This is a genomic window from Janthinobacterium sp. GW822-FHT07H11 (genome assembly GCF_058798615.1).
In genome coordinates this window covers 4,033,754-4,054,266 of sequence record NZ_CM179507.1, presented here as the reverse complement: position 1 = coordinate 4,054,266, position 20,513 = coordinate 4,033,754, and the positions used below count along the sequence as shown (strand labels likewise).

The 20,513-nt window shown below is 65.6% G+C and carries 18 protein-coding genes; 11 read left to right on the top strand and 7 right to left on the bottom strand.

Features of this window, described 5'->3' with window-relative positions:
* Positions 1–8: 8 nt before the first annotated feature.
* Both AC3RCJ_RS17880 and AC3RCJ_RS17875 read right to left on the bottom strand, forming a co-directional pair.
* Complete coding sequence (locus tag AC3RCJ_RS17880) at positions 9–1,799, bottom strand: DUF1800 domain-containing protein (RefSeq protein ID WP_492964666.1); 1,791 nt, start codon at positions 1,797–1,799, stop codon at positions 9–11.
* A gap of 75 nt (positions 1,800–1,874) precedes the next feature.
* Positions 1,875–2,156, bottom strand: a complete 282-nt coding sequence (locus AC3RCJ_RS17875; RefSeq protein ID WP_492964665.1) for a hypothetical protein — start codon at positions 2,154–2,156, stop codon at positions 1,875–1,877.
* Between the two features lie 53 nt (positions 2,157–2,209).
* Here AC3RCJ_RS17875 and AC3RCJ_RS17870 point away from each other — a divergent pair, with 53 nt between their 5' ends.
* The 8 genes from AC3RCJ_RS17870 (at position 2,210) to AC3RCJ_RS17835 (ending at position 10,415) form a co-directional block, all read left to right on the top strand.
* Positions 2,210–2,782, top strand: coding sequence for a hypothetical protein (locus tag AC3RCJ_RS17870; protein WP_492964664.1), 573 nt, complete (start codon positions 2,210–2,212; stop codon positions 2,780–2,782).
* 63 nt (positions 2,783–2,845) lie between these two features.
* On the top strand, positions 2,846–3,568 hold the full coding sequence (locus AC3RCJ_RS17865) for a hypothetical protein (RefSeq protein WP_492964663.1): 723 nt from the start codon (positions 2,846–2,848) through the stop codon (positions 3,566–3,568).
* A 4-nt stretch (positions 3,569–3,572) separates the two neighbouring features.
* Positions 3,573–4,937: a hypothetical protein gene (locus AC3RCJ_RS17860; protein WP_492964662.1), complete on the top strand. Its 1,365-nt coding sequence runs from the start codon at positions 3,573–3,575 to the stop codon at positions 4,935–4,937.
* Between the two features lie 10 nt (positions 4,938–4,947).
* Positions 4,948–7,086, top strand: a complete 2,139-nt coding sequence (locus tag AC3RCJ_RS17855) for a hypothetical protein (RefSeq protein WP_492964661.1) — start codon at positions 4,948–4,950, stop codon at positions 7,084–7,086.
* 20 nt (positions 7,087–7,106) lie between these two features.
* Positions 7,107–8,153 (top strand): aminotransferase class I/II-fold pyridoxal phosphate-dependent enzyme, encoded by a 1,047-nt coding sequence (locus AC3RCJ_RS17850; protein WP_492964660.1) that lies wholly within the window; start codon positions 7,107–7,109, stop codon positions 8,151–8,153.
* Positions 8,137–8,979, top strand: coding sequence for a hypothetical protein (locus tag AC3RCJ_RS17845; protein WP_492958299.1), 843 nt, complete (start codon positions 8,137–8,139; stop codon positions 8,977–8,979). The genes AC3RCJ_RS17850 and AC3RCJ_RS17845 overlap by 17 nt, the downstream gene beginning before the upstream one ends.
* A gap of 34 nt (positions 8,980–9,013) precedes the next feature.
* Entirely contained in the window at positions 9,014–9,664 is a 651-nt protein-coding gene (locus AC3RCJ_RS17840; protein ID WP_492958301.1) for a hypothetical protein, read from the top strand.
* Positions 9,665–9,680: 16 nt separating this feature from the next.
* Positions 9,681–10,415, top strand: a complete 735-nt coding sequence (locus tag AC3RCJ_RS17835) for an amidohydrolase family protein (protein ID WP_492958303.1) — start codon at positions 9,681–9,683, stop codon at positions 10,413–10,415.
* On the opposite strand, the gene AC3RCJ_RS17830 is transcribed toward AC3RCJ_RS17835, so the two are convergent.
* From AC3RCJ_RS17830 to AC3RCJ_RS17810, 5 genes are all read right to left on the bottom strand, one after another.
* Positions 10,375–11,544: an acyltransferase family protein gene (locus AC3RCJ_RS17830; protein ID WP_492958305.1), complete on the bottom strand. Its 1,170-nt coding sequence runs from the start codon at positions 11,542–11,544 to the stop codon at positions 10,375–10,377. The two genes, AC3RCJ_RS17835 and AC3RCJ_RS17830, sit on opposite strands and share 41 nt — an antisense overlap.
* A gap of 33 nt (positions 11,545–11,577) precedes the next feature.
* A complete protein-coding gene (locus AC3RCJ_RS17825) occupies positions 11,578–12,957 on the bottom strand; it encodes a sigma-54-dependent transcriptional regulator (RefSeq protein WP_492958307.1) in 1,380 nt (459 codons plus the stop codon).
* 269 nt (positions 12,958–13,226) lie between these two features.
* The gene (locus AC3RCJ_RS17820; RefSeq protein ID WP_492958309.1) at positions 13,227–15,479 is read right to left on the bottom strand and encodes an Orn/Lys/Arg family decarboxylase; all 2,253 of its coding nucleotides are present in this window, start codon (positions 15,477–15,479) and stop codon (positions 13,227–13,229) included.
* A gap of 239 nt (positions 15,480–15,718) precedes the next feature.
* Complete coding sequence (locus tag AC3RCJ_RS17815; RefSeq protein WP_492958311.1) at positions 15,719–16,204, bottom strand: dihydrofolate reductase; 486 nt, start codon at positions 16,202–16,204, stop codon at positions 15,719–15,721.
* Positions 16,201–16,965 carry an alpha/beta fold hydrolase gene (locus AC3RCJ_RS17810; RefSeq protein WP_492958313.1) on the bottom strand — a complete coding sequence of 255 codons (765 nt, stop codon included), beginning with the start codon at positions 16,963–16,965 and terminating at the stop codon, positions 16,201–16,203. Before AC3RCJ_RS17810 ends, AC3RCJ_RS17815 begins: the two co-directional genes overlap by 4 nt.
* A 218-nt stretch (positions 16,966–17,183) precedes the next feature.
* On the opposite strand from AC3RCJ_RS17810, the gene AC3RCJ_RS17805 reads away from it, so the two are divergent.
* From AC3RCJ_RS17805 to AC3RCJ_RS17795, 3 genes are all read left to right on the top strand, one after another.
* On the top strand, positions 17,184–17,759 hold the full coding sequence (locus AC3RCJ_RS17805; RefSeq protein ID WP_076571516.1) for a TerD family protein: 576 nt from the start codon (positions 17,184–17,186) through the stop codon (positions 17,757–17,759).
* Positions 17,760–17,846: 87 nt separating this feature from the next.
* Positions 17,847–19,097, top strand: a complete 1,251-nt coding sequence (locus AC3RCJ_RS17800) for a TerD family protein (RefSeq protein ID WP_492958316.1) — start codon at positions 17,847–17,849, stop codon at positions 19,095–19,097.
* Between the two features lie 9 nt (positions 19,098–19,106).
* Positions 19,107–20,441 carry a VWA domain-containing protein gene (locus tag AC3RCJ_RS17795; protein WP_492958318.1) on the top strand — a complete coding sequence of 445 codons (1,335 nt, stop codon included), beginning with the start codon at positions 19,107–19,109 and terminating at the stop codon, positions 20,439–20,441.
* Positions 20,442–20,513 lie beyond the last annotated feature (72 nt).

The following is a 20,513-nucleotide window of genomic DNA, read 5'->3' as shown; positions in this document are numbered from 1 at the left end:
GATCGCTCTTACTTTTGCACCAGGTAGGCCGGTGAGGCCATGGTCAGGAAAATGGCCAGCTTGACGCGGTTGGCCCGGGCCGTGGCGACTTGGGCGGCATTGCCGGCCGTGGCCGCGGGGATGCCGATGCCATTGACGGCCGTCAGGATTTGCCCGCGCAGCCGGGCGGGCATGCTGCCATGCAGCAGCAGCAGGTCGATGCGGTCGAGCAGGGCGCCCGTGTCGCCGGCCAGCGCCAGTTCGCGCGTGTAGTCGGGCTTGACTTCGCGGCTCTCGCCGACACCGCTATTGATGGCTTCCTGCATGAAATTCAGATAGCCGGTCACGGACGGCTCCGAGGTCATCTGCATTTCAGGCGCCAGCAGGCCGGCGGTCGCCAATGCCGAGTTGGGCGGTACATAGGAAGGGCGGAAGTAGTTAAAGACGGATGGCGCATGCAAGGGAGTCTGGCCCAGGCCCGTCAACGGGTCGTTCAGGTAGTAAATGCGGTAGCGCAGGGCGCCATCGCCGGCATTGAAGGCGCGCATCCAGTGGCCCAGGCGCAGCAGGGGTTCGCGCAGTTTTCCCGTGCGCAAGCTCGTGCCGGCGGGCGCCAGCGCTTCACGGTCCAGCAGGACCGCGCGGATCACGGCCTGCATGTCGCCGCGCACGCCGCTGCCATTGTTGGCAAACGCGGCGGCCACGCGGCCCACATAGGCGGGGCTGGGATTGCTGCTGACGAGGCGCTGGATCAGCTGGCGGCCAAAGAACGGCCCCGCGTTCGGATGATTGAACAGGGTGTCGAGCGCCAGCTTCAGGTCCGCTTCGCCGCTGGTGGCGCCGGAAATACTTTGTCCCAGGAAATGTTTCTCGCTGCTGGAATGAAAGGCCGGGTAGTTTTGCATCGGCTTCCAGTCGCGCTCGGGATCGGGCGTGCCGCCATAGAAACGCGTGGCGCTCTGATCCGGGCCGGCCCAGCTCCAGCCGGTGAAGACCTTGGCCAGGCCCGCCACGTCGTCGCGCGTGTAAGTATCAATAGGCTTGCCATCAGACAACTTCAAGCTGCCGTCCGCATGCAGCTGGTACAGGCCGATGGTAAATAGCTGCATTACTTCACGCGCGAAATTTTCATCCGGGGTGCGCGTCGGCGACTCCTTCTGGTTGCGCAGGTGCGACAGGTACAAACCCATCATGGGATGCGTCGCCACGGCCTGCAGCAAGTCGCGGAAATTGCCAAAAGCGTAGTGCCCCAGCATGTCGTAGTAGCTGGCGGTGCCCCTGACCTGTGGCCCCACGGCGTCGTTTTGCGTCGAAATGACGAAAATTTCAGACAGCGCAAAGGCCATGCGTTGCCGCAACTGGTCTTCGCCACGCACGCTTTGTTGCCAGAACGATTCATAAAAATCTGTAATGACGGGCTTGGCGCCGCTCTGGCCCAGCGCCGCTATCCTGCCGTCGATGTATTTGCGGTGCAAGGTTTGCGGTTTGGAAAACTGGGCCGTGAACCAGGCATCGCTGTCGCTCGCCGCCAGCGCATCGATGGCGGCCATGTTCGGCCCGAACGTGGCCCGCCCCAGGAAGCGCGACGCGGCCTGGCGCGTAAAGGTCACCGCCTGCGCGCCTGGCGGAATGGTCAGGGGCGGCGGCGGGACAGTCGCTCCCGGGCTTGTCGGGCCGGTCGGGGCGGTGGGCGCCGCAGGCTCGGTGGAAACTTCGGCTTGTTGTGATGATGCGTTCCCGCTGTCGCCGCCGCCCCCGCAGGCGGCAAGCAAACTCATTAATGTTGCGGCCAGCAAGCGGCGCAAAGTTGGGTGGTTCATTTAGTTTCTCTCGAGCAATTAAATTTCAGCCCGCTAATTGTAGAGCCTAGCTGTCGGAAATCTGTTTTCAATTAACTATTTACGTGTTGGCCACGTTTTTATTTGACGTGCGTTGGCATGGCGTTCGGGGTGTTTTCGATGCGGTAGCGCGAACTTTATTTTTTGAAAATGGAAAATATTTTTTGGCGGACGCGGCCGTTGTGGCGGATAGGCGACGCAATTATTTCTGCCAATTAAGCTTGCCTGGAAGCTCATATTGATGGCGAAACTAGCTTCGCCGGAAACCATGGTTTTTACGCTATCGCCGAAACGCCGTTCGCCCGGCCGGGCCGCAGCGCCCGTGAAAACGGCTGGCATAGCCCTTGCATCAAGGGGGCATGGGCCATAGCCGCCCTTTGCCGGAGCCTGCCATGACCAGCCGTCTGCTTGCCTATCGACCCGAAATGGAAATGCCCATGCCCATGGGCGAACTGCCTTTGCCGCAGGAAGACGAGCTGGCCCTGGCGGCCCACTTGCTGGAGGTGGAGGCACCCGCCCAGTTCGATGCCTTCCTGGCGCGCCAGCTGGCAGGCACGGCGGCGGGCCGGCAGGTGCGCGGCACGCCGCTGGAATGGCCGCTGCGCCAGTTGCTGGGGCAGGCGATGGCGCCGCTGCTGCCCCTGCATGGCAGTTCGGCGCACATGCTCAAGCAGCGCGCCGCCCGCATCTTCGGCATGGAACTGGAAGGGCTGAGCCCGGAAGACAAGGAATTCGAGCTGGCGCGCCATGTCGTGCACCTGATCGACACCGTCAACACGGAACTGGCGCAGCAGGCGATGGCCGCGGACGCCGACCCGCGCGCGCGGGTGGCGACGGCGCTGCGGCAGGCGGCCCGCGCCCTGGCGCCGGGCTTGCTCAAGCATGCGGCGCAGGCGCCACGGGCGATGCCAGGCAGTGGCCGCTGGCGCCGCGAGGGCGGGCACATCGTCGTGCTCGATTGTTAGCCGGAAGGACTGGCCTTCCGGCACTGTTGTGTCAACTGAGGTGTCAACTTACAGGAGCTCATCATGCATGACTTAGATCGTACGACCCTGGAATATGGGCAGGAAATGTCCGGCTTTGAAGCGGAGCAGTTTGAATTCGGCCAGGGCGAATGGAGCGGCGAAGGCGGCACGAACGCCATGTTCTCCGAGGCCGAAGAGATGGAGCTGGCGAATGAGCTGTTATCGGTCAGCAATGAAGCGGAGCTGGAACAGTTTCTCGGCAATTTCCTGCGCAAGGCGGCTTCGGTGGCGGGCGGCATCATCAAGTCGCCCGTGGGGCAAGCCATAGGCGGCGTGCTCAAGGGCGTTGCCAAGAAGGCCATCCCGCTCGCTGGCGGCGCCATCGGCGGCTATTTCGGCGGCCCGCTGGGCGCCAAGATCGGCAGTGGCCTGGCGTCGGCGGCCGGCAATGCGCTGGGGCTGGAGGCGGAAGCGTCGTCGAATGAAGACCGCGAATTCGAGGGGGCCAAGCAGTTCGTGCGCCTGGCGGCCGATACGGTCAACCGCGCGGCCCAGGCGCGCGGCAATGGCGATCCGCGCGCCATCGCGCAGGCAGCGGCCAGCGCGGCGGCGCGCCAGTTCGCGCCCGGTCTGCTGGGCCGCGCCGGCAGCCAGGTCGCCACGCAGAATGGCAGCGCAGGCGCTACCAGCCTGGCGCAGGGCGGCGCGCGGGGGCAGGGCGGCATGCGCCCTGCCAGCGGCCGCTGGGCGCGCCAGGGCCACAAGATCGTCCTGTACGGCGTCTGAGATCATGGCCATCGGCGCTTACGCTGCCTGGATGCTGGCGCAGGAGGCGCGCTCGCTGCTGACGCGCCTGGCGCGCCTGGAGCCGTTCGCCCTGATCGAGCCAACGGTGCCGGCGGCGGCCCTGATGCCCAGCGCCCAGTCGGCCATCGAAAGCCAGCTGGTGCAAGGCCGGCGCGCGCTGCGGCACATGGTGGCCCAGTTCCAGCACTGGCTGCGGCGCGAAGCGGCCAATGGCGCCAGCACGGCCACCGCCGCCGAAGCGCAGCGCCGCTTCACCTTCCTGCGCCTGAAGTTCAACGCGGCCCTGATCCAGTTCGACCTGTTCAACGAGGTCATCACGCAGCGCAGCGAGCACAAGACGGGCGTGTGGCTGTCCGGGCTCGATGTCGTCGCCGCCGACGCGCTGGCGCTGCCCGGCGAGGTGTACCGGGCGCCGCCAGTGATCTGTTACCTGGACCGGGGGCCGGGGGCGGCCATCCGCCGCGCGCGCACGCGCCTGCCGGGCGGCGGCGACAATCCCGTCGCCATCATCCGCCTGCCGCGCGAACGCATGATAGGCAGCGGCATCGCCTCGTCGCTGGTGCACGAGATAGGCCACCAGGGCGCGGCCTTGCTGGACCTGGTGGCCTCGCTGCGGCCCGTGCTGCAAGCCATGCAGCATGGCGGCAGCGGCCTTGTGCACGTGTGGCAGCTGTGGGAACGGTGGATTTCCGAGATCGTGGCCGACTTCTGGTCGCTGGCGCGGGTCGGCGTGGCGGCGACCCTGGGCCTGATCGGCGTGGTCAGCCTGCCGCGCGTCTTTGTCTTCCGCCTCAACGTGGACGACCCCCATCCCGTGCCCTGGCTGCGCGTGAGGCTCAGTTGCGCGATGGGACGCGCGCTGTATCCGCACCCGCAATGGAACCGCCTGGAACAGCTGTGGCTATCCTACTACCCGCTGGATGGCGTGCCCGCGCCGCAGCAGCGCCTGCTGCTGCAGCTGCAGGCCAGCATGGCAGCCCTGGTGGGCCTGCTGGTGCAGCACCGGCCGCCCGCCCTGCGCGGCGCTTCGCTGGTGGAAGCCATGGCCGTGCATGCGCGCCAGCCCGCCAGGCTGGCCCACCTGTTTCGCCACTGGAGCCTGGCGCCGCGCCGGATGTACGAGGCCACGCCCACGCTGGTGTTCGCCGTGCTGGGCCAGGCACGCGCCAGCGGCAGCCTGAGCCCGGAAGATGAAAGCGAGCTGCTGGGGCGCTTGCTCAGTCATTGGGCCCTGCGCAGCACGCTGGACATTTCGGAGCTGTGCGCGCAGCTGCCCACGGTCTGGCGCCGTGACCGCCAAGCCGGGGCGACTTTGCCGCCACTGGCATCCCGTTTGATTATCCACTGAGGAGAATGACATGAGCAGCAAACACAGGGCGGCGGGCCAAGCGGGCCCGAAAAACCGGGGCGGCAGCATCGCCGTCACCGTGCACGAGCAGGACAGCGGGACGATGGTCGTCAATGCCGCCATCAGCCTGTACCGCGGTGCCGAAGCCGATTGCCATCTGTTCAATCCGGCCAGCTGGGTGCCCGATCCGGCCATGCTGGTCGGCGTGCGCTGGACCGATGGCAGCGGCTGCACCGTGTTTTCGGATCTGGCGACGGGCAGCTATGTCGGCGTGTATGGCAACTTTCCCGCCACGCCGCCGCAGTGCGTGCAGGTGCAGGCCGGCTGCAGCGCCGTGCTGTGCTTCAAGCCCCAGCTCAATCCGCAGGTGGGGCTGGTATTCGAGACGCCCGATTGCCAGCCCAGCGACTGCCACTTCGGCAGGGTGGGCGACCGCGCCGTCGCCACCGTGTCCTTCGATGGCGACCAGAGCGCGGATGGGCGCGACCTGGTGCAGGTGCTGGCGGCCTCGCCATGGGTGCCCATGCGCGGCGCGGCGCATGCATTTTCCACCGGCGTGCGGCGCGCCGGCACGCACCGCTTCGCGGCGCAGATGATGCTGTCGCAGCGGCCGGAACTGCGCAGCGCCCTGCCCGTGCCCGAGGGACTCAGCCCGAACGCCATGCTGGCCGTGAATGCCGAGTACGAGACCGAGGAACGCCAGCCCACGCCCATTTCCGGCAACGTGGGCGTCTCGCTGACGCGCACGGAAACGGAGCCGACCGAGGACTTGCCGCTGTGGACCCTGATACGCAACAGCACCGAGGCCATGTCGTTTACGAATTACCTGCATTTCATGGACAGCCTGTTTTGCGGCGACCTGGCCAGTGTGCGCGGCTTCGAGCAGGAGCGCTTCGTCAAGAAGGCCGACATGTTCCAGCAGCTCAAGCAGCGCCGCGCGCTGCCGTTCTCGGACTCGGATTCCTACCGCGTGCTGAAGGTGGCGACGGAAGCGTTCGTGATGGTCAATTGCGGCGTGCTGAACCAGCCCCTGGCCTTCAATCCGGCCGAGGACAACGCCTATCTGGACCGGCGCGACATTCCGCAGGGACGCGACCTGGAAACCGTGCTGCGCAACGACTACCTGGAAAACATCGACGGCTTCCAGACCTTGCCCTACCTGGCCGTGATCCGCCGCAAGCTGCCCGACATCCCCATCAGCATCCCGCGCGGCCAGGAAGGCGAGGTGGACCTGTGTTTCGGCATCATCCAGGAAAAGCTGGCCAATCCTTGCCTGCTGGAACTGATCTGGTCTTACTGGCACGAAGAGGGCATGCTGGTGCAGACCATGAATGCCATCACGCAGCGCTTCCAGAACCTGCGCGCGGCGGGCGGCGGCCTCGACCCCCTGTCGAACACGGAAATCGACATGCTGCGTCCGCTGAACAACCTGCTGTGGGGGTATACCCAGGATGAACAGCACCGCCTGACCGTGGTGCGCCGCAATTACGAGTACGACCACCATTACGGCGTGCGCCTCGACGGCAAGGCGGTCCAGCATTTCCGGCCGGCCGACAGCCGCTCGAAGTTCCTCGAGGCCTTCCATCATTTGCTGCGCCTGCTCACCTCGTTCTACAAGCAGGACGACGACACCACCGTCAAGGCCGATGCCTTCCCCGTGCTGAATGCATTGAAAGAGATACACCTGATCCTGTCGCAGGGCGCGCACAACCAGTTCGGCGACTTGCCGTCGACGGCGCGCATCGAGATGCTGATGCAGCAATGGATGCTGGCACGGCCCGAGTTCCGTGAATTCCTGCCCACGCGCGTGATGGTGGCGTATCCGGAACCGTGGATGGACCGCGTTGATGCCATGAAGAAACTGCAAGGCTGGACGGACACGAGCGTGATGCACTTCCGCAACCTGGCCATCTTTGGCGAGCAATTGCTGCTGTCCGTGCGCTACGGCAACTGGAGCGACATCTATGAGCCCACGCAGGCCTTCAACTGGGCGCGCTTCTGGCGCCCGCAGGTGCAGGGCTATATCCACGGCTACCGCGCCGCCACGGGGGTCGACCTGTCGGTCGACAGCAGCGACCCGGTGGTCGAAGCGACCATGCCCTCGGTGCTGTTGCGCCAGCGCCTGAGCCAGCAGCTGCGCAGCGTCTAGGGCGGGGGCGGGGCGCGTGCATGCTCGACTTTACCAGCGCCCTCTACCTGGGCATGCGCCACCCCTCGGCCCTGCTGGCACCGTGGAGCAGCTTGAGCCTGGGCCAGCCGGCGGCGCTGCGCGAGCCGCCGGGCGCGCAAGCGCTGGCAGCGGACCTGGCTGCCCTGCAAGGTTGCGAGGCGGCTTGCGTGCTGCCGTCGACCCTGCACCTGTTCTGGGACCTGTTCGGCATGCTGGCGGCCGAACGGCTGGTGATCCTCGTCGATGGCGGCAGCTACGCCATCGCCCGCTGGGGCGCCGAGCGCGCGCAGGCGCTGGGCTTGCCGCTGCGTTTGTTTCCCAGCGGCGAGATAGCGGCGCTACGGCGTCTGGTGACGATCTGGGGCAGGCAGGGGCGGCGTCCATTGATACTGGCCGACGGCTATGTGCCGGGCAGCGAGCAGGTCTTGCCGCTGGCCGGCTATGCGGCCCTGGCGCGCCAGGGGGGCGGTTATCTGCTGCTGGACGACACGCAGGTGCTGGGTGTGATGGGCGCGTCCGGTGGCGGCTCGGCACGGCTGCACGGCTTGCAGGGCGCTTACGACAAGGCGGGCGGCCATTTGATCGTCGGCGCTTCGCTGGCCAAGGGCCTGGGCGTGCCGCTGGCGGTGCTGTCTGGCGGCGCCAGCATGTTGCGCCGCTTTGTCGCGCACAGCCAGACCCGCGTGCACGCCAGCCCGCCTTCGGCGGCCGTGCTGGCGGCCGCGCGGCGGGCGCTGGCGCTCAATGCGCGGCACGGCGACGCCTTGCGCGCCACGCTGGCCGGCAGGGTGGCGCAATGGCGCGGCGGGATGGCGGCGGCCGGCATCGCTTGCCGGGGCGGCAGCTTCCCCGTGCAGCGCCTGCCCGGCCTTGGCCATTTGCAGCAGGTGCTGCACCAAGCGGGCGTGCTGGCGCTGGCGCAGGCGGGCGCCGGTGGCGGGGCGCTGACTTTTCTGCTGCGGGCGGACCAGACGCCCGGGCAACTGGAGCAGGCGATGGCTTTGCTTGAACATCACATCAGGAGGCGATATGAACGAAGCGTTTGAAATGCTGCCCTTCGCAGGGCAGGCAGGAGCGGCCGGCGAACAGGAATGGCAGGGGCAGTGGTCGCAGGAGTGGCAAGGGGAGGACGAGGCCGAATGGGAGGGCGAGCGCTGGCGCCCTGGCGGCAGCATGCGCGGCGGCGGCATGCGCGGCGGCGGCATGCGCGCGCGGCCACCGTTGCGCGGACAGCGCCGTCCCGCGCCGCCGCGCTACCAGGCGCCTGGCCGCCGGCCGCCCCGCTTTGCTCCCCAGCCCTTGCCCTATCTGCCGCCGCGCTACCGGGGCTGGGGCGGCTACCCGGCCATCTACCCCACGATTTATCCGGCGCCCTATCCCGTGGCGGAACCGGCCTTTGGCGACCAGCAGGATGCCGACGCGGGCCAGGATCCGGGACCGGAGCAGGGGCAGGACGACGGCCAGACGCAGGGCGAAATCCCGCCGACCCTGGCCGCTACCATGGGCCGGGTGCCGGAGGCGGCCGCCCTGAATTACCTGGCGCTGGGGACGCTGGCCACTGCCTTGCGCGATCCGAATGGCCGTGGGCCGGGCCTGTATGTGATCGAATTCGATGCGGGCGGACGGCGCCGCGCCTACAGCGGCCAGACCGATGATTTGCACCGGCGTTTGCTGCAGCACCGGCTGTGCGGCCAGATGATGGGGGTGGACCTGAGCGGACACCAGGTGTACGTGGCGCCGCTGTCCTCGGCGGCGCAGCGGCGCCGTATCGAGCAGCGCATCCACGACGACATGTTTGCCAACCAGCGCGGCGTGCTGACCAACCAGCGGCGCGAACTGGAACTGGCCGTGCTCGGCGAAATGTGGGCCTGACAGCCACGCCTTGACCACTGCGAAGGAGAGCATCATGCACCAACTCGAATGCGCATGCGCGCAATGCCGGCAGCGGGCCGGCGTCACGTTTGAAGTGCTGGAATTCGGCCGGGACTGGCCCGGCAAGGGTACGGCGCCGGCCATCTTCGGCGAGGAGGAAGAATTGCAGCTGGCCATGGAATTGCTGGGCGTGTCCAGCGAGGCGGAGCTGGACCAATTCCTCGGCAATGTCTTCAAGAGCGTGTGGAAGGGTGTCAAGAAAGTGGGGGCTGGCATCGCCAAGGTGGCCAAGCCCCTGGGCGGCGCCTTGAAGGCCATGGCCAAGACGGCCTTGCCCTTTGTCGGCGGCGCCCTCGGCTCGATGATACCGATACCGGGCGTGGGCACGGCGCTGGGCACGGCCCTGGGACGGGCCGCCAGCAGCGCGCTGGAGCTGGAAATGGAGGCCGGGGCGCCGGCCGACCGCGAGCTGGAAATGGCGCGCCGCTTCGTGCGCATCGCGGGCCAGGCGGCGCGCCTGGCGGCCGACGGCGATGGCAGCGCGCGCGCCGTGGAAAGCGCGCTGACGCGGGCCCTGCACCAGCAATTGCCGCATTTCCGTTCGGCCGCGCCGCAGCAGGAAGAGGAAAGCGGGCGCTGGCGCCGGCGCGGCAACCGCATCGTCGTGATGGGCGACTGGAACTGAGCGCAGGGAGGCGGCCATGGCGCTGGTCATCGATTGCCATTGCCATGCGGGGCCGGGCGACGGCCTGAGCGGGCCATGGGACAGCGATGCCGGCCTGGCCGCGTATCTGCGCCGGGCGCAGGCGGCCGGCATCGCCCGCAGCGTGCTGTTTGCCGCCTTCCATTCCGACTATGCGATCGCCAACCACGGCGTGGCGCGCATCGTGGCGGGCGATCCGCAACGCTTCTACGGCTTTGCCTTTGTGCATGCGCGGCGCGACCGCGGCCGCATCATGGACCTGGTGCGCACGGCCGTCGAACGCTATGGTTTCATCGGCATCAAGGCGCACCGCTTCGATGCGCGCATCAGCGGCGAAGTGTGCGACGCGGCGCGCTTTTTCGGCTTGCCCGTGCTGTACGACCCGGCCGGCGAGGTGGCCGTGGCCGAGTTGCTGGCGCAGCAGTATCCCGACGTCAACTTCATCCTGCCCCACCTGGGCAGCTTCGGCGACGACTGGGCGGCGCAGCTGGCGCTGATCGACCACCTTGTTCGTCACGCCAACATTTACACGGACAGTTCCGGCGTGCGCCGTTTCGATTTGCTGCAACAGGCCGTGCGCCGCGCGGGGCCGCACAAGGTCTTGTTCGGCTCGGATGGCCCTTGGCTGCATCCGGGACTGGAGTTGCACAAGATACATTTGCTGGGCTTGCCTTCCAGCGATACGGAACTCATCACGGGCGGGAACTTCCGGCGCCTGGCAGGGCTGGCGTGACGGCGCCCGCCTGGGCGGGAAGCAGCGAAAACGGCCGCTCGACGAGCAGGAACAGCGCGCCGGCGGGCAGCAGGGTCAGGGCGAACATGGCGGGCATCAGCAGGCAGAAGAAGGCCAGGCCCTGCGGCTGGGGCGGACAGGCCAGGGCCAGCGCCAGGAAGGCGCCCTTCAGCGCCAGGCCGTGGATCAGGTAATAGGAATAGCTGATATTGCCCAGCCAGCGCAAGGGCGTCCAGCAAAACAGGCGCGCCAGCCAGTTGCCGCGCGCCTGGAAGCAGCAGTGGCACAGCAGGAAGAAAGCCAGGGCCAGCAGCGCCAGCTTGAGCAGCAGCGCCAGCGGCAGCAGCAGGCAGGCGAGGGCCGCGCAGACGGCGGACGCGGCCAGTGCGGGCGGCACCGCGGGCCAGGCGGGCGCCGCCAGCGCTTCATGCACGAGTATGCCGGCGACAAACAGCAGCAGCCGCGCGGGGCCGCCATAGCGGGCGAAAGCGCCGCCCGCCAGGACGGCGAGCAGGGCGAAGAACAGGCAGCGCCAGGCGCGGCTGCGGCGGCGCAAGCGGAACAAGGCAATCAGCGCAGGAATCAGCAGGTAATACAGCAGTTCGTAGCTGAGCGACCAGGCCACGCTGATGAAGGGCGGTGCGGCGCTGAAACCGCTGAGCAAGAGAAAATTGCTGGCAAGATAGACCAATGCCTGCGGCCATGGCGCGGGAATGCGGCTTTCCGACGGCCAGGCCCAGGATAGCAGCAGGTAGAGGCTGAAGACGCAGGCGTAGACGGGATAGAGGCGGCGCAGGCGCCGGCGCAGATAGGGCAGGGGCGCTTGCACACGGCTGATCAGCGAGCCATAGATCAGGTAACCGCTGAGGACGAAAAACAGGTCGACGCCCGCATTGCCCATCGCGTGCAGGGCCGTGGCCAGCGCGGCCGTAGCGCTACCGTGACCGCGCCACGGCGCGGCGAGGCTGGCATAGTGGACCTGGAATACCAGCAGCACGGCCAGGCCGCGCAAGCCTTCCATGGCGCGCAGCTGGGGCGCCGCGCCGGCGCGGACCAGCTCGAAGCTGGCGCCGAGGCGGGCGGACAGGCGCGGCAGGCGCGCTGGCGGAGGGCGGAGTGGGCGGGCCATGCCCCGACTATAGCCGCTTGCCGGGCGCCGGTATTATGGCCGCGCAACATCGTTGTCCGCCCGTGCCAGCCGCGCCGCGCAGGCCGCTGCCTTGCGGCGTATCTGCAGCGCGCGGTCGGTCACGCCCAGCCTGGCGGCGGCGCGCTGGTTGTTGCCGTGCTCTTCGGCCAGCACCAGGCGGATGGCCATGTCGGTGGCGCAGCGGGTGATGCACGACAGGTTCAGGCCCAGCGTCAATGCGCGCCGGATGGCCGCCTCAAACTGCTGGTCGGGCCAGTGCGGCGCCTGCAGCCTTTCCTCGGGCGGCAGCGCGCCTATGGTGATGGGGCCGGGGCCGCAATGGCGGTGCCAGATGCGGGCGACCGTCTGGCGCAGTTCGCGCACATTGCCCGGATAGTCGCGCAGCAGCAGGTATTCGCGCACGGCGGGGTCCAGCGGGGGCGGTGCTTGCTGCGCCAGTTCGGCGAAGAAATGCCGAGCCAGCGGCAAGATGTCGTCCTGCCGTTCGCGCAGCGGCGGCGTCTGGCAGCGCCAGCCCGCGATGCGGTAATACAGGTCGGCACGGAAGGCGCCGCGCGCCACCTCGTCTTCCAGCTCGCGGTTGGTGGCGCACACGAGGCGGAATTGCGTCGGTTGCCAGGTGCTGCCGCCGACGCGCTTGTACTTGCGTTCCTGGATGGCGCGCAGCAGCTGCGCCTGCAGGGGCAGCGGCAATTCGCCTATCTCGTCAAGGAACAGCACGCCGCCGTCGGCGAGGGCGAAGGCGCCGTCGCGCGCGCCCGCCGCGCCCGTGTAGGCGCCCCGTTCATGGCCGAACAGTTCGCTGCCCGCCAGTTCCGGCGACAGGGTGGTGCAGTCGAGCACGGTCAATTCCCCGCGGCAGGCGCTCAGGCGGTGTATCAGCTGGGCCAGCAAGTCCTTGCCGGTGCCCGTTTCGCCCGTGATCAGCACGGAAGCTTGGCTGAAGGCCGCCATTTCCACCACCTGGTGCAACAGGCAGCGCCAGCGCTGGCTATTGCCGACGAGGCTGCCATGTACGGCTTCCGATTCCAGCAATTGCGCCACGGCCTGCCAGCGCCGCAGGCGCGCCAGTACGGGGCCGGCATCGGTGGTGCCAGCCGGCCACGGCAGCACATCGAGCGCGCCCGCCGCCATCAGGGCGCGCTGCTGCGCGCAGTCCGGGGGGCGGCCGCAGGCGGCAATGGCCAGCACGTGGGCGTGACGGCACAGGGCAGGCAGCGCTTGCAGCAGCGCGGCATCGGCCTCGGCAAACAGCACGATGCCCGCGCTTGCTTCCTCGCCATCGTGCCGCCGGGCTACAGTTACCTGAGCCTGCTTCAAGGCTGCCATCAGCAAGGCGCCACTGCCAGCCGCCGCCTGCTGCACGATTTCCAGCCACACCTTGAGCGTCATATGCCAGCCATCACGAGGGCACGAGTCGCCATCTTAGAAGGCAGATACCCCAGCCGTTTGATCTGGCACAAGCGTGCGCGGTAGCCTGCAACGCAAAACGCCGCCTGACTCACATCAGGCGGCGCTATTAATGAAGTTCAAGGAACGTCACGACGGTTCATTCAATCGTAGCGAGCGGAAGCGAATTGTGGCCGAGAAGCGCAACCGTACTCTGGTACGGTGAGCATCGCCGGCCGCAAGTCGCGACGCGCAGTAGATTGGATGAACCGTTACTGACGGACGCAGTCAACAAAATAGCCGCGCTTGCCATCGACTTCGCGTTTCACGAGACCATGCACATCCGTCTCGAAGCCCGGGAAGCGCTCGTTGAAGTCGCGCGCGAAGCGCAGGTAGTCGACGATGGTCTTGTTGAAGCGCTCGCCCGGGATCAGGAGCGGGATGCCCGGCGGATACGGCGTCAGCAGGATGGACGTGATGCGGCCTTCCAGCTCGTCGATGGCCACGCGCTCGATTTCGCGGTGCGCCATCTTGGCGAAGGCGTCCGACGGCTTCATGGCGGGGATCATGTCCGACAAATACATTTCCGTCGTCAGACGGGCCACATCGTAGGCCTTGTAGAAATCGTGGATTTGCTGGCACAGGTCGCGCAAGCCCATTTTTTCGTAGCGCGGGTTGGCCGCCGCGAATTCCGGCAGGATGCGCCACATCGGCTGGTTCTTGTCGTAATCGTCCTTGAACTGCTGCAAGGCCGTCAGCAAGGTATTCCAGCGGCCCTTGGTGATGCCAATGGTAAACATGATGAAGAACGAGTACAGGCCGCATTTTTCAATGATGACGCCGTGCTCGGCCAGGTATTTGGTGACGATGGACGCGGGAATGCCCGTCTCGCCGAACTGGCCGTCCAGCGACAGGCCCGGGTTGACGATGGTCGCCTTGATCGGGTCGAGCATGTTGAAGCCGGGAGCCAGGTCGCCGAAGCCGTGCCAGTCATCCTCGGCGCGTATCATCCAGTCTTCCTGCTGGCCCATGCCTTCGTCGTTGAAGCTGGACGGGCCCCACACCTGGAACCACCAGTCCTGGCCCCATTCCTGGTCGATCTTCTTCATGGCGCGGCGGAAATCGAGCGCTTCCATGATCGATTCTTCCACCAGGGCCGTGCCGCCCGGCGCTTCCATCATGGCCGCGGCCACGTCGCACGAGGCGATGATGGAATACTGCGGCGAGGTCGAGGTGTGCATCAGGTAAGCCTCGTTGAAGGCGTCCTGGTCCAGCTTGACCGTGTCCGATTCGCGCACGAGGATTTGCGAGGCCTGCGACAGGCCGGCCAGCAATTTGTGCGTGGACTGGGTCGAGAAGATCATCGATTCCTTGGCGCGCGGACGGTCCTTGCCGATGGCGTGCATATTCTTGTAGAAATCGTGGAAGGTGGCGTGCGGCAGCCATGCTTCATCGAAGTGCAGGGTGTCGATCTTGCCGTCGAGCATTTCGCGCAGGGTTTCCACGTTGTAGATCACGCCATCGTAGGTCGATTGCGTGATGGTGAGAATGCGCGGCTTCTTGTTCTTCGCTTCGCGCGCGAACGGGTTCGCCTCGATCTTGCGGGCAATGCTTTCCGGCGTGAATTCATGCAGGGGAATCGGACCGATGATGCCCAGGTGATTGCGCGTCGGCATCAGGAACACGGGAATCGCGCCGCACATGATGATCGAATGCAAGATCGACTTGTGGCAGTTGCGGTCGACGACGACGATGTCGCCCGGCGCCACGGTCGAGTGCCACACCATCTTGTTCGAGGTCGAGGTACCGTTGGTGACGAAATAGCAATGGTCGGCATTGAATATGCGCGCCGCATTGCGCTCGGACGCGGCGACCGGGCCCGTATGGTCGAGCAGCTGGCCCAGTTCTTCGACGGCGTTGCAGACGTCGGCGCGCAGCATGTTTTCACCGAAGAACTGGTGGAACATCTGGCCGATCGGCGACTTCAGGAAGGCCACGCCGCCCGAGTGGCCGGGGCAGTGCCACGAATAGGAGCCGTCGTTGGCGTAGTGCACCAGCGCGCGGAAGAACGGCGGCGACAGGCCATCCAGGTAGGATTTGGCTTCGCGGATGATGTGGCGCGCGACGAATTCCGGTGTATCTTCGAACATGTGGATGAAACCATGCAGTTCGCGCAGGATATCGTTGGGGATGTGGCGCGAGGTGCGCGTTTCGCCATACAGATAAATCGGGATGTCGGCGTTCTTGTAGCGGATTTCCTCGACGAAGGCGCGCAGCGATTTCAAGGCATGATCGGTTTCCTCGATGGAACCGCCGCCGAATTCTTCATCGTCGATCGACAGCACGAAGGCCGATGCGCGCGATTGTTGTTGGGCAAATTGCGACAAATCGCCGTAGCTGGTCACGCCCAGCACTTCCATGCCTTCTTTTTCCATTGCGGCGGCAAGGGCGCGAATGCCCAGGCCGGACGTATTTTCAGAACGGAAATCCTCGTCAATGATGACGATGGGGAAACGAAATTTCATGCATGTCTCCAAAAAAGCAAGCCGCCCCTGACAGATGTGAAGGGGCGGACTAGGGCGCGACGGTCAGGCGGTCGTACAACCCGGCAGCCGCAGAAAAAAAATAAGAACGGGATTCTCGCAGAAATGCGGCGTCTGCGGGAAAAAAATATCGCACCAAAGCGTCACAAGCGTACGCTAGCGTGACGCATGGGTGTGACAGGGGTATTACAGCAACATTCTGGCAATAACTATCAACCTTATCAGGCTTTGCGTTCCAGCGTGACGAAGGCGTATGGCAGGCCGGATTTCTCCGAAACATGCTCCTCGCGCGCGGTTTCTTGCCACACGGCATGGTCCACGGCAGGGAAAAACGCGTCGCAATCAAAGGTCTGGCCGATTTCCGTGATGATCAAGCGCTGGGCCAGGGCCAGTGACTGCCGGTAAATCTCGGCGCCGCCGATGACATAGCCTTCGGCGCCATCGAGCAGGGCGATGGCTGCTGCCACCGACGACACCGCTTCCACGCCCTCATGGCGCCAGTCGGCATTGCGCGTGATGACGATATTGCGGCGGTTCGGCAGCGGCCGGCCGATGGAATCGAAGGTCTTGCGGCCCATGAGGATGGGGTGGCCCGTCGTCAAACGCTTGAAGTGCGCCAGGTCTTCCGGCAGTTTCCACGGCAAGGTATTGTTGATGCCGATGCCGCCTTGCTGGTCGGTGGCGACGATGATGGTCAAATGGCTCATGGGTTCTGTGAAAAAGGTGGGGGCATGGCCCGATGCCCGTCATTATCGTTGAAATTGCCGGCAGCCTCCAGATGCGCACGCATGGCGTGTGCCAGCTTGCTAGGTGCTTCCAGCGGAATCATGTGGCCGGTGTTGTCTTTGAGTAAAGCCAGGGTGGCTTGCGGCAGGCGCGCGGCCATGGCGCGCAGCTCGTTGGGGTTGACGAGCTTGTCGTCTTCGGCGCCCACGATCAGCACGGGGAAATCGAGTTCCGGCAGGCGCTCCATCAGGTCGGGGCGGTCTATGGTGGTGAGAAATTGCGCCAGCAGCACGTCCTTGCCCAGGTCCAGCCCCATTTGCCGGATCAGGTCCGTGATGGCCGCGTCCTGCAGGTGCGAGGGGTGCAGCAGTTCGCGCAGGCGCTGGCGCGTGATGCCCGCATAGGTGTTGCGCTCGAGCATGGTGACGATGCGCTGGCGCGCTTCGACTTCCGCCGGCAGCAAACCTTGGGCGGAATTGGCGATCAACGTCAAGGACTGCACGCGCTGCGGCTGCGCCAGCGCGTGTTCGAGCGCCAGGTAGGCGCCCAGCGAAAAGCCCACCAGGTGGGCCTTGGGCGCGCTGTGGCTGGCGATCAGCGCCTGCATCTGCGCGCGCGTGCGCACCTGGTGCAGGGGCACGTGCCGTAGATCAAAGGCGTCGCCCAGGGCCGGCGCCAGGCGCGACCACAGGCGTTCATCGCACAGGGTGCCGGGAATACAGTCGAGTCGTATCTTGTTCAAGGACAAACCTGGAGGATAGTGAAAATTTTTGTCGAGCGGCATTATCCGTCATTTTGCGCATGCGGGCAGCGGCGTAGTCTTTTCCGCATGGCATTATTTTCAATAGTGCGCGGCTGACAAGCCGGCACTTTATGGTAGGCTCATGGCTCGTCAAGCCGGGGTACCGGCGACGTCACCTGAAACACCGAATGCAACCCACACATTAAAGAGGAAACACCATGGCGATCAGTTTGCAAAAAGGCGGTAATGTCAACCTGAGCAAGGAAGCTCCCGGCTTGAAGAAAATCGTGATTGGCCTGGGCTGGGACCCGCGCGCCACCGATGGCGCCGCTTTCGACCTGGACGGCAGCGCCTTCCTGCTGAAAACGGACGGCAAGGCCCGTTCCGACGCTGATTTCATTTTTTACAACAATCTGAAGTCGGCTGACGGCTCCATCGTCCATGCGGGCGACAACACGACGGGCGGCGGCGATGGCGACGACGAGAAAATCGCCGTCGACCTGGCCAACGTCCCGGCCGACATCGACAAGATCGCCGTGGCCGTCACCATCCACGACGCGGAAAACCGCAAGCAGAACTTCGGCATGGTGGGCAAGGCCTACATCCGCTGCCTGAACGGCGACAACGGCGCGGAAATCGCCCGCTACGACCTGTCGGAAGACGGCTCGACGGAAGCGGCCATGATCTTCGGCGAAATCTACCGCGCCGGCAGCGAATGGAAATTCAAGGCCATCGGCCAGGGTTTCAAAGGCGGCCTGGGGCCACTGGCACGTTCCTTTGGTATTAATGCATAAAAAGCAATTGTTCGCATAAATGTACCGGGTGGCCTCGCTGCCCGGTTTTGCTTCTCCTTTGTATCCCCCTTCTTATTACCTGACTCCATGGAAAACCTGATCAAGGGGCAGCGCCTGGCGCTGTCCGGCCTCGTCACGGGCAATGTCGTGCAACTGGGCCTCGCCAGCGCCGGCGTGGCGCTGGACTTTGCCTGTTTCGGCCTCGATGCCGCCGGTAAATTGTCCGACGACCGCTACATGACTTTCTTTAACCAGCCGCGCACGCCGTGCGGCGGCGTGGAAACGGCAGCGCCGTCCGGCGATGCGGCCGGTTTCCGCTATCAGCTGGAGCGCTTGTCCGCGTCCATCGAACGCCTGGTCGTCACGGCCGCCATCGATGGCGCGGCCACCATGGCGCAACTGGACAGCGGCTACCTGCGCCTGCTCGACGGCGGACGCGAACTGGCCCGCTTTGCGTATGCGGGAGCGGATTTTGCGCAAGAAAAAGCCGTCATGCTGGGCGAGTTCTACCGCAAGGATGGCGGCTGGCGCTTCATGGCCGTGGGCCAGGGTTTTAACGGCGGCCTCGATGCGCTGGTCGCCCATTTCGGCGGCGAAGTGGCGCAGGCGGCGGAACCGGCGCCGGCACCCAAGATTTCCCTGTCGAAAATCTCGCTGACCAAGGCGGGCCAGACGCACAAGGTGTCGCTGGAAAAGGGCGCGGGCGCGCCGAGCAAACTCACCGTCAAGGCCACCTGGGTCGATAACGGCGATGGCGACGACGATAACGACGATCTCGACCTGCGTGTGGGCATCCTCTTGCCGAACGGCCAGATGCGCTTCATCCAGGCACCGGACGCGGCCGGCAACTTCGACAGCATGCCTTTCGTGCGCCACCTGGGCGACGTGGCCGGGGCATCCGGCAAGGAGCCGGCCACGGAAACGGTGGAAGTCAATCCTGCGCTGGCGCAACATTACGGCGGCACCGTGGGCCTCGTCTTCAGCGTGTATTCGGCGGTGGCCAATGGCGCCGTCTCGGTCGCGTCCATGCGGCCGAAGATGGTCATGCAGTATGGCCAGCAGATCGTCGAGTGCGACTTCGATTTCCGCCTGTCCAAGGCGGCCGGGGACGATACGGTCTACACCTATGTGATCGGCATGGCGCGCATCACGCCCGACAGCATCATCCTCGAGCCATCGGGCAAGACGTCGGAGCCGGGCAGCGAAGCGACGCCGTGGCTGAGCTGGCAGGGCGAGAACCTGCAGCTGGCCTTCAACGGTCCCGTCGTCTTCAAGGGCGAGGACAAGGAAGACGAAGAAGATTGCAATGCCGACAACCCACGCCGCTATATCGCCTAGGAGGCACTGATGGAAACCTTGTCCAAGGGACAGCGCTTGCCGCTGGCCAATCTCGTTCCCGACGGCGTGCTGCAGATCGGCGTCGCCGCGCAGGGCCTGGCGCTGGACGTGGCCTGCTTCGGCCTCGATGCGGCGGGCAAGTTGTCCGACGAGCGCTACATGACCTTTTTCAACCAGCCGCGCACGCCGTGCGGCGGCGTGGAAGCGCGCGCCGGCAGCGGCGGCGACACGGCTGAATTTGCCTTGCAGCTGGCGCGCCTGCCGGCGAACATGGACCGCCTCGTCGTGACGGCGTCCATCGATGGCGGCGGCGTGATGTCGCAGCTGCAAGCTGGCCACGTGCGCCTGCAGGCGGGTGGGCGCGAGCTGGCCCGCTTTGCGTTCGCAGGCAGTGATTTCGCACAGGAAAAAGCCGTGATGCTGGCAGAAATTTACCGCAAGGATGGCGGCTGGCGCTGCATGGCCGTGGGGCAAGGCTTCAATGGGGGACTCGATGCGCTGGTGCGCCACTTCGGCGGCGAAGTCGACCAGGCCGCCCCTGCCGCGCCTGCGGCGGCTTCGGCCGTCATGCAGGCGAAGATCAATCTGGAAAAGCGGGTCGAACGCGAGGCGCCGCAACTGGTCAGCCTGGTCAAGCAGGCGGGCGTATCCTTGCAAAAAGTGGGCTTGTCCGAGCACCGGGCCAAGGTGTGTTTATGTCTCGACATTTCCGGCTCCATGGGGCGGCTATATAAAGAGGGCCTGGTGCAGCGCTTTGCCGAGCGCATCCTGGCCCTGGGCTGCAAGTTCGACGACGATGGCGAAATCGACGTTTTTCTGTTCGGCAAGAACGTCCACCATCCGGCGCCGATGGCCTTGAGCAACTGCAATACCTACGTGGGCCAGGCCATACAGCGCCATCCGCTCGAGGGCGACACGCGCTACGGCGCCGCCATGCAGGCCATCCGCGCCTTCTATTTCCCCGATGCGGGTGGCGGCGAGCGCACGCGGCCCGTCGCGGCGGAATTGCCCGTGTACGTGATGTTCGTCACCGATGGCGGCACCAGCGACCAGGCGACGACGGAGAAGCAATTGCGCTGGGCCAGCCATGAACCGATCTTCTGGCAATTCATGGGCATCGGCAAGGGGCGCAAGTCGAAAAGCAAATTTCTTGCCGCCTTTGCCGATTCCGACTTCCCGTTTCTGGAAAAGCTCGACGAATTGCAGGGGCGCCTGGTCGACAATGCCAATTACTTTTCCGTCAGCTCGCCCGACGAGCACAGCGATGCAGAACTGTATGATTTATTGATGACGGAATATCCGGGCTGGCTGAAGCTGGCACGGGGCAATGGCTTGCTCAGATAGCGTCAAGGTAGCGCAAGGGGGATCGGATGATGCTGGAATGCCACAAGCGTAAGAGATTTGTAAATTGAAGTA

What these genes read in the sequence shown, in the direction of transcription:
- AC3RCJ_RS17870 (WP_492964664.1), top strand. Translation starts at nt 2,210, where the DNA reads ATGACCAGCCGTCTGCTTGCCTATCGACCCGAAATGGAAATGCCCATG.
- AC3RCJ_RS17840 (WP_492958301.1), top strand. Translation starts at nt 9,014, where the DNA reads ATGCACCAACTCGAATGCGCATGCGCGCAATGCCGGCAGCGGGCCGGC.
- AC3RCJ_RS17830 (WP_492958305.1), bottom strand. Translation starts at nt 11,544, where the DNA reads ATGGCCCGCCCACTCCGCCCTCCGCCAGCGCGCCTGCCGCGCCTGTCC.
- AC3RCJ_RS17855 (WP_492964661.1), top strand. Translation starts at nt 4,948, where the DNA reads ATGAGCAGCAAACACAGGGCGGCGGGCCAAGCGGGCCCGAAAAACCGG.
- AC3RCJ_RS17860 (WP_492964662.1), top strand. Translation starts at nt 3,573, where the DNA reads ATGGCCATCGGCGCTTACGCTGCCTGGATGCTGGCGCAGGAGGCGCGC.
- AC3RCJ_RS17850 (WP_492964660.1), top strand. Translation starts at nt 7,107, where the DNA reads ATGCTCGACTTTACCAGCGCCCTCTACCTGGGCATGCGCCACCCCTCG.
- AC3RCJ_RS17815 (WP_492958311.1), bottom strand. Translation starts at nt 16,204, where the DNA reads ATGAGCCATTTGACCATCATCGTCGCCACCGACCAGCAAGGCGGCATC.
- AC3RCJ_RS17835 (WP_492958303.1), top strand. Translation starts at nt 9,681, where the DNA reads ATGGCGCTGGTCATCGATTGCCATTGCCATGCGGGGCCGGGCGACGGC.
- AC3RCJ_RS17875 (WP_492964665.1), bottom strand. Translation starts at nt 2,156, where the DNA reads ATGCCAGCCGTTTTCACGGGCGCTGCGGCCCGGCCGGGCGAACGGCGT.
- AC3RCJ_RS17825 (WP_492958307.1), bottom strand. Translation starts at nt 12,957, where the DNA reads ATGACGCTCAAGGTGTGGCTGGAAATCGTGCAGCAGGCGGCGGCTGGC.
- AC3RCJ_RS17845 (WP_492958299.1), top strand. Translation starts at nt 8,137, where the DNA reads ATGAACGAAGCGTTTGAAATGCTGCCCTTCGCAGGGCAGGCAGGAGCG.
- AC3RCJ_RS17820 (WP_492958309.1), bottom strand. Translation starts at nt 15,479, where the DNA reads ATGAAATTTCGTTTCCCCATCGTCATCATTGACGAGGATTTCCGTTCT.
- AC3RCJ_RS17795 (WP_492958318.1), top strand. Translation starts at nt 19,107, where the DNA reads ATGGAAACCTTGTCCAAGGGACAGCGCTTGCCGCTGGCCAATCTCGTT.
- AC3RCJ_RS17865 (WP_492964663.1), top strand. Translation starts at nt 2,846, where the DNA reads ATGCATGACTTAGATCGTACGACCCTGGAATATGGGCAGGAAATGTCC.
- AC3RCJ_RS17805 (WP_076571516.1), top strand. Translation starts at nt 17,184, where the DNA reads ATGGCGATCAGTTTGCAAAAAGGCGGTAATGTCAACCTGAGCAAGGAA.
- AC3RCJ_RS17800 (WP_492958316.1), top strand. Translation starts at nt 17,847, where the DNA reads ATGGAAAACCTGATCAAGGGGCAGCGCCTGGCGCTGTCCGGCCTCGTC.
- AC3RCJ_RS17880 (WP_492964666.1), bottom strand. Translation starts at nt 1,799, where the DNA reads ATGAACCACCCAACTTTGCGCCGCTTGCTGGCCGCAACATTAATGAGT.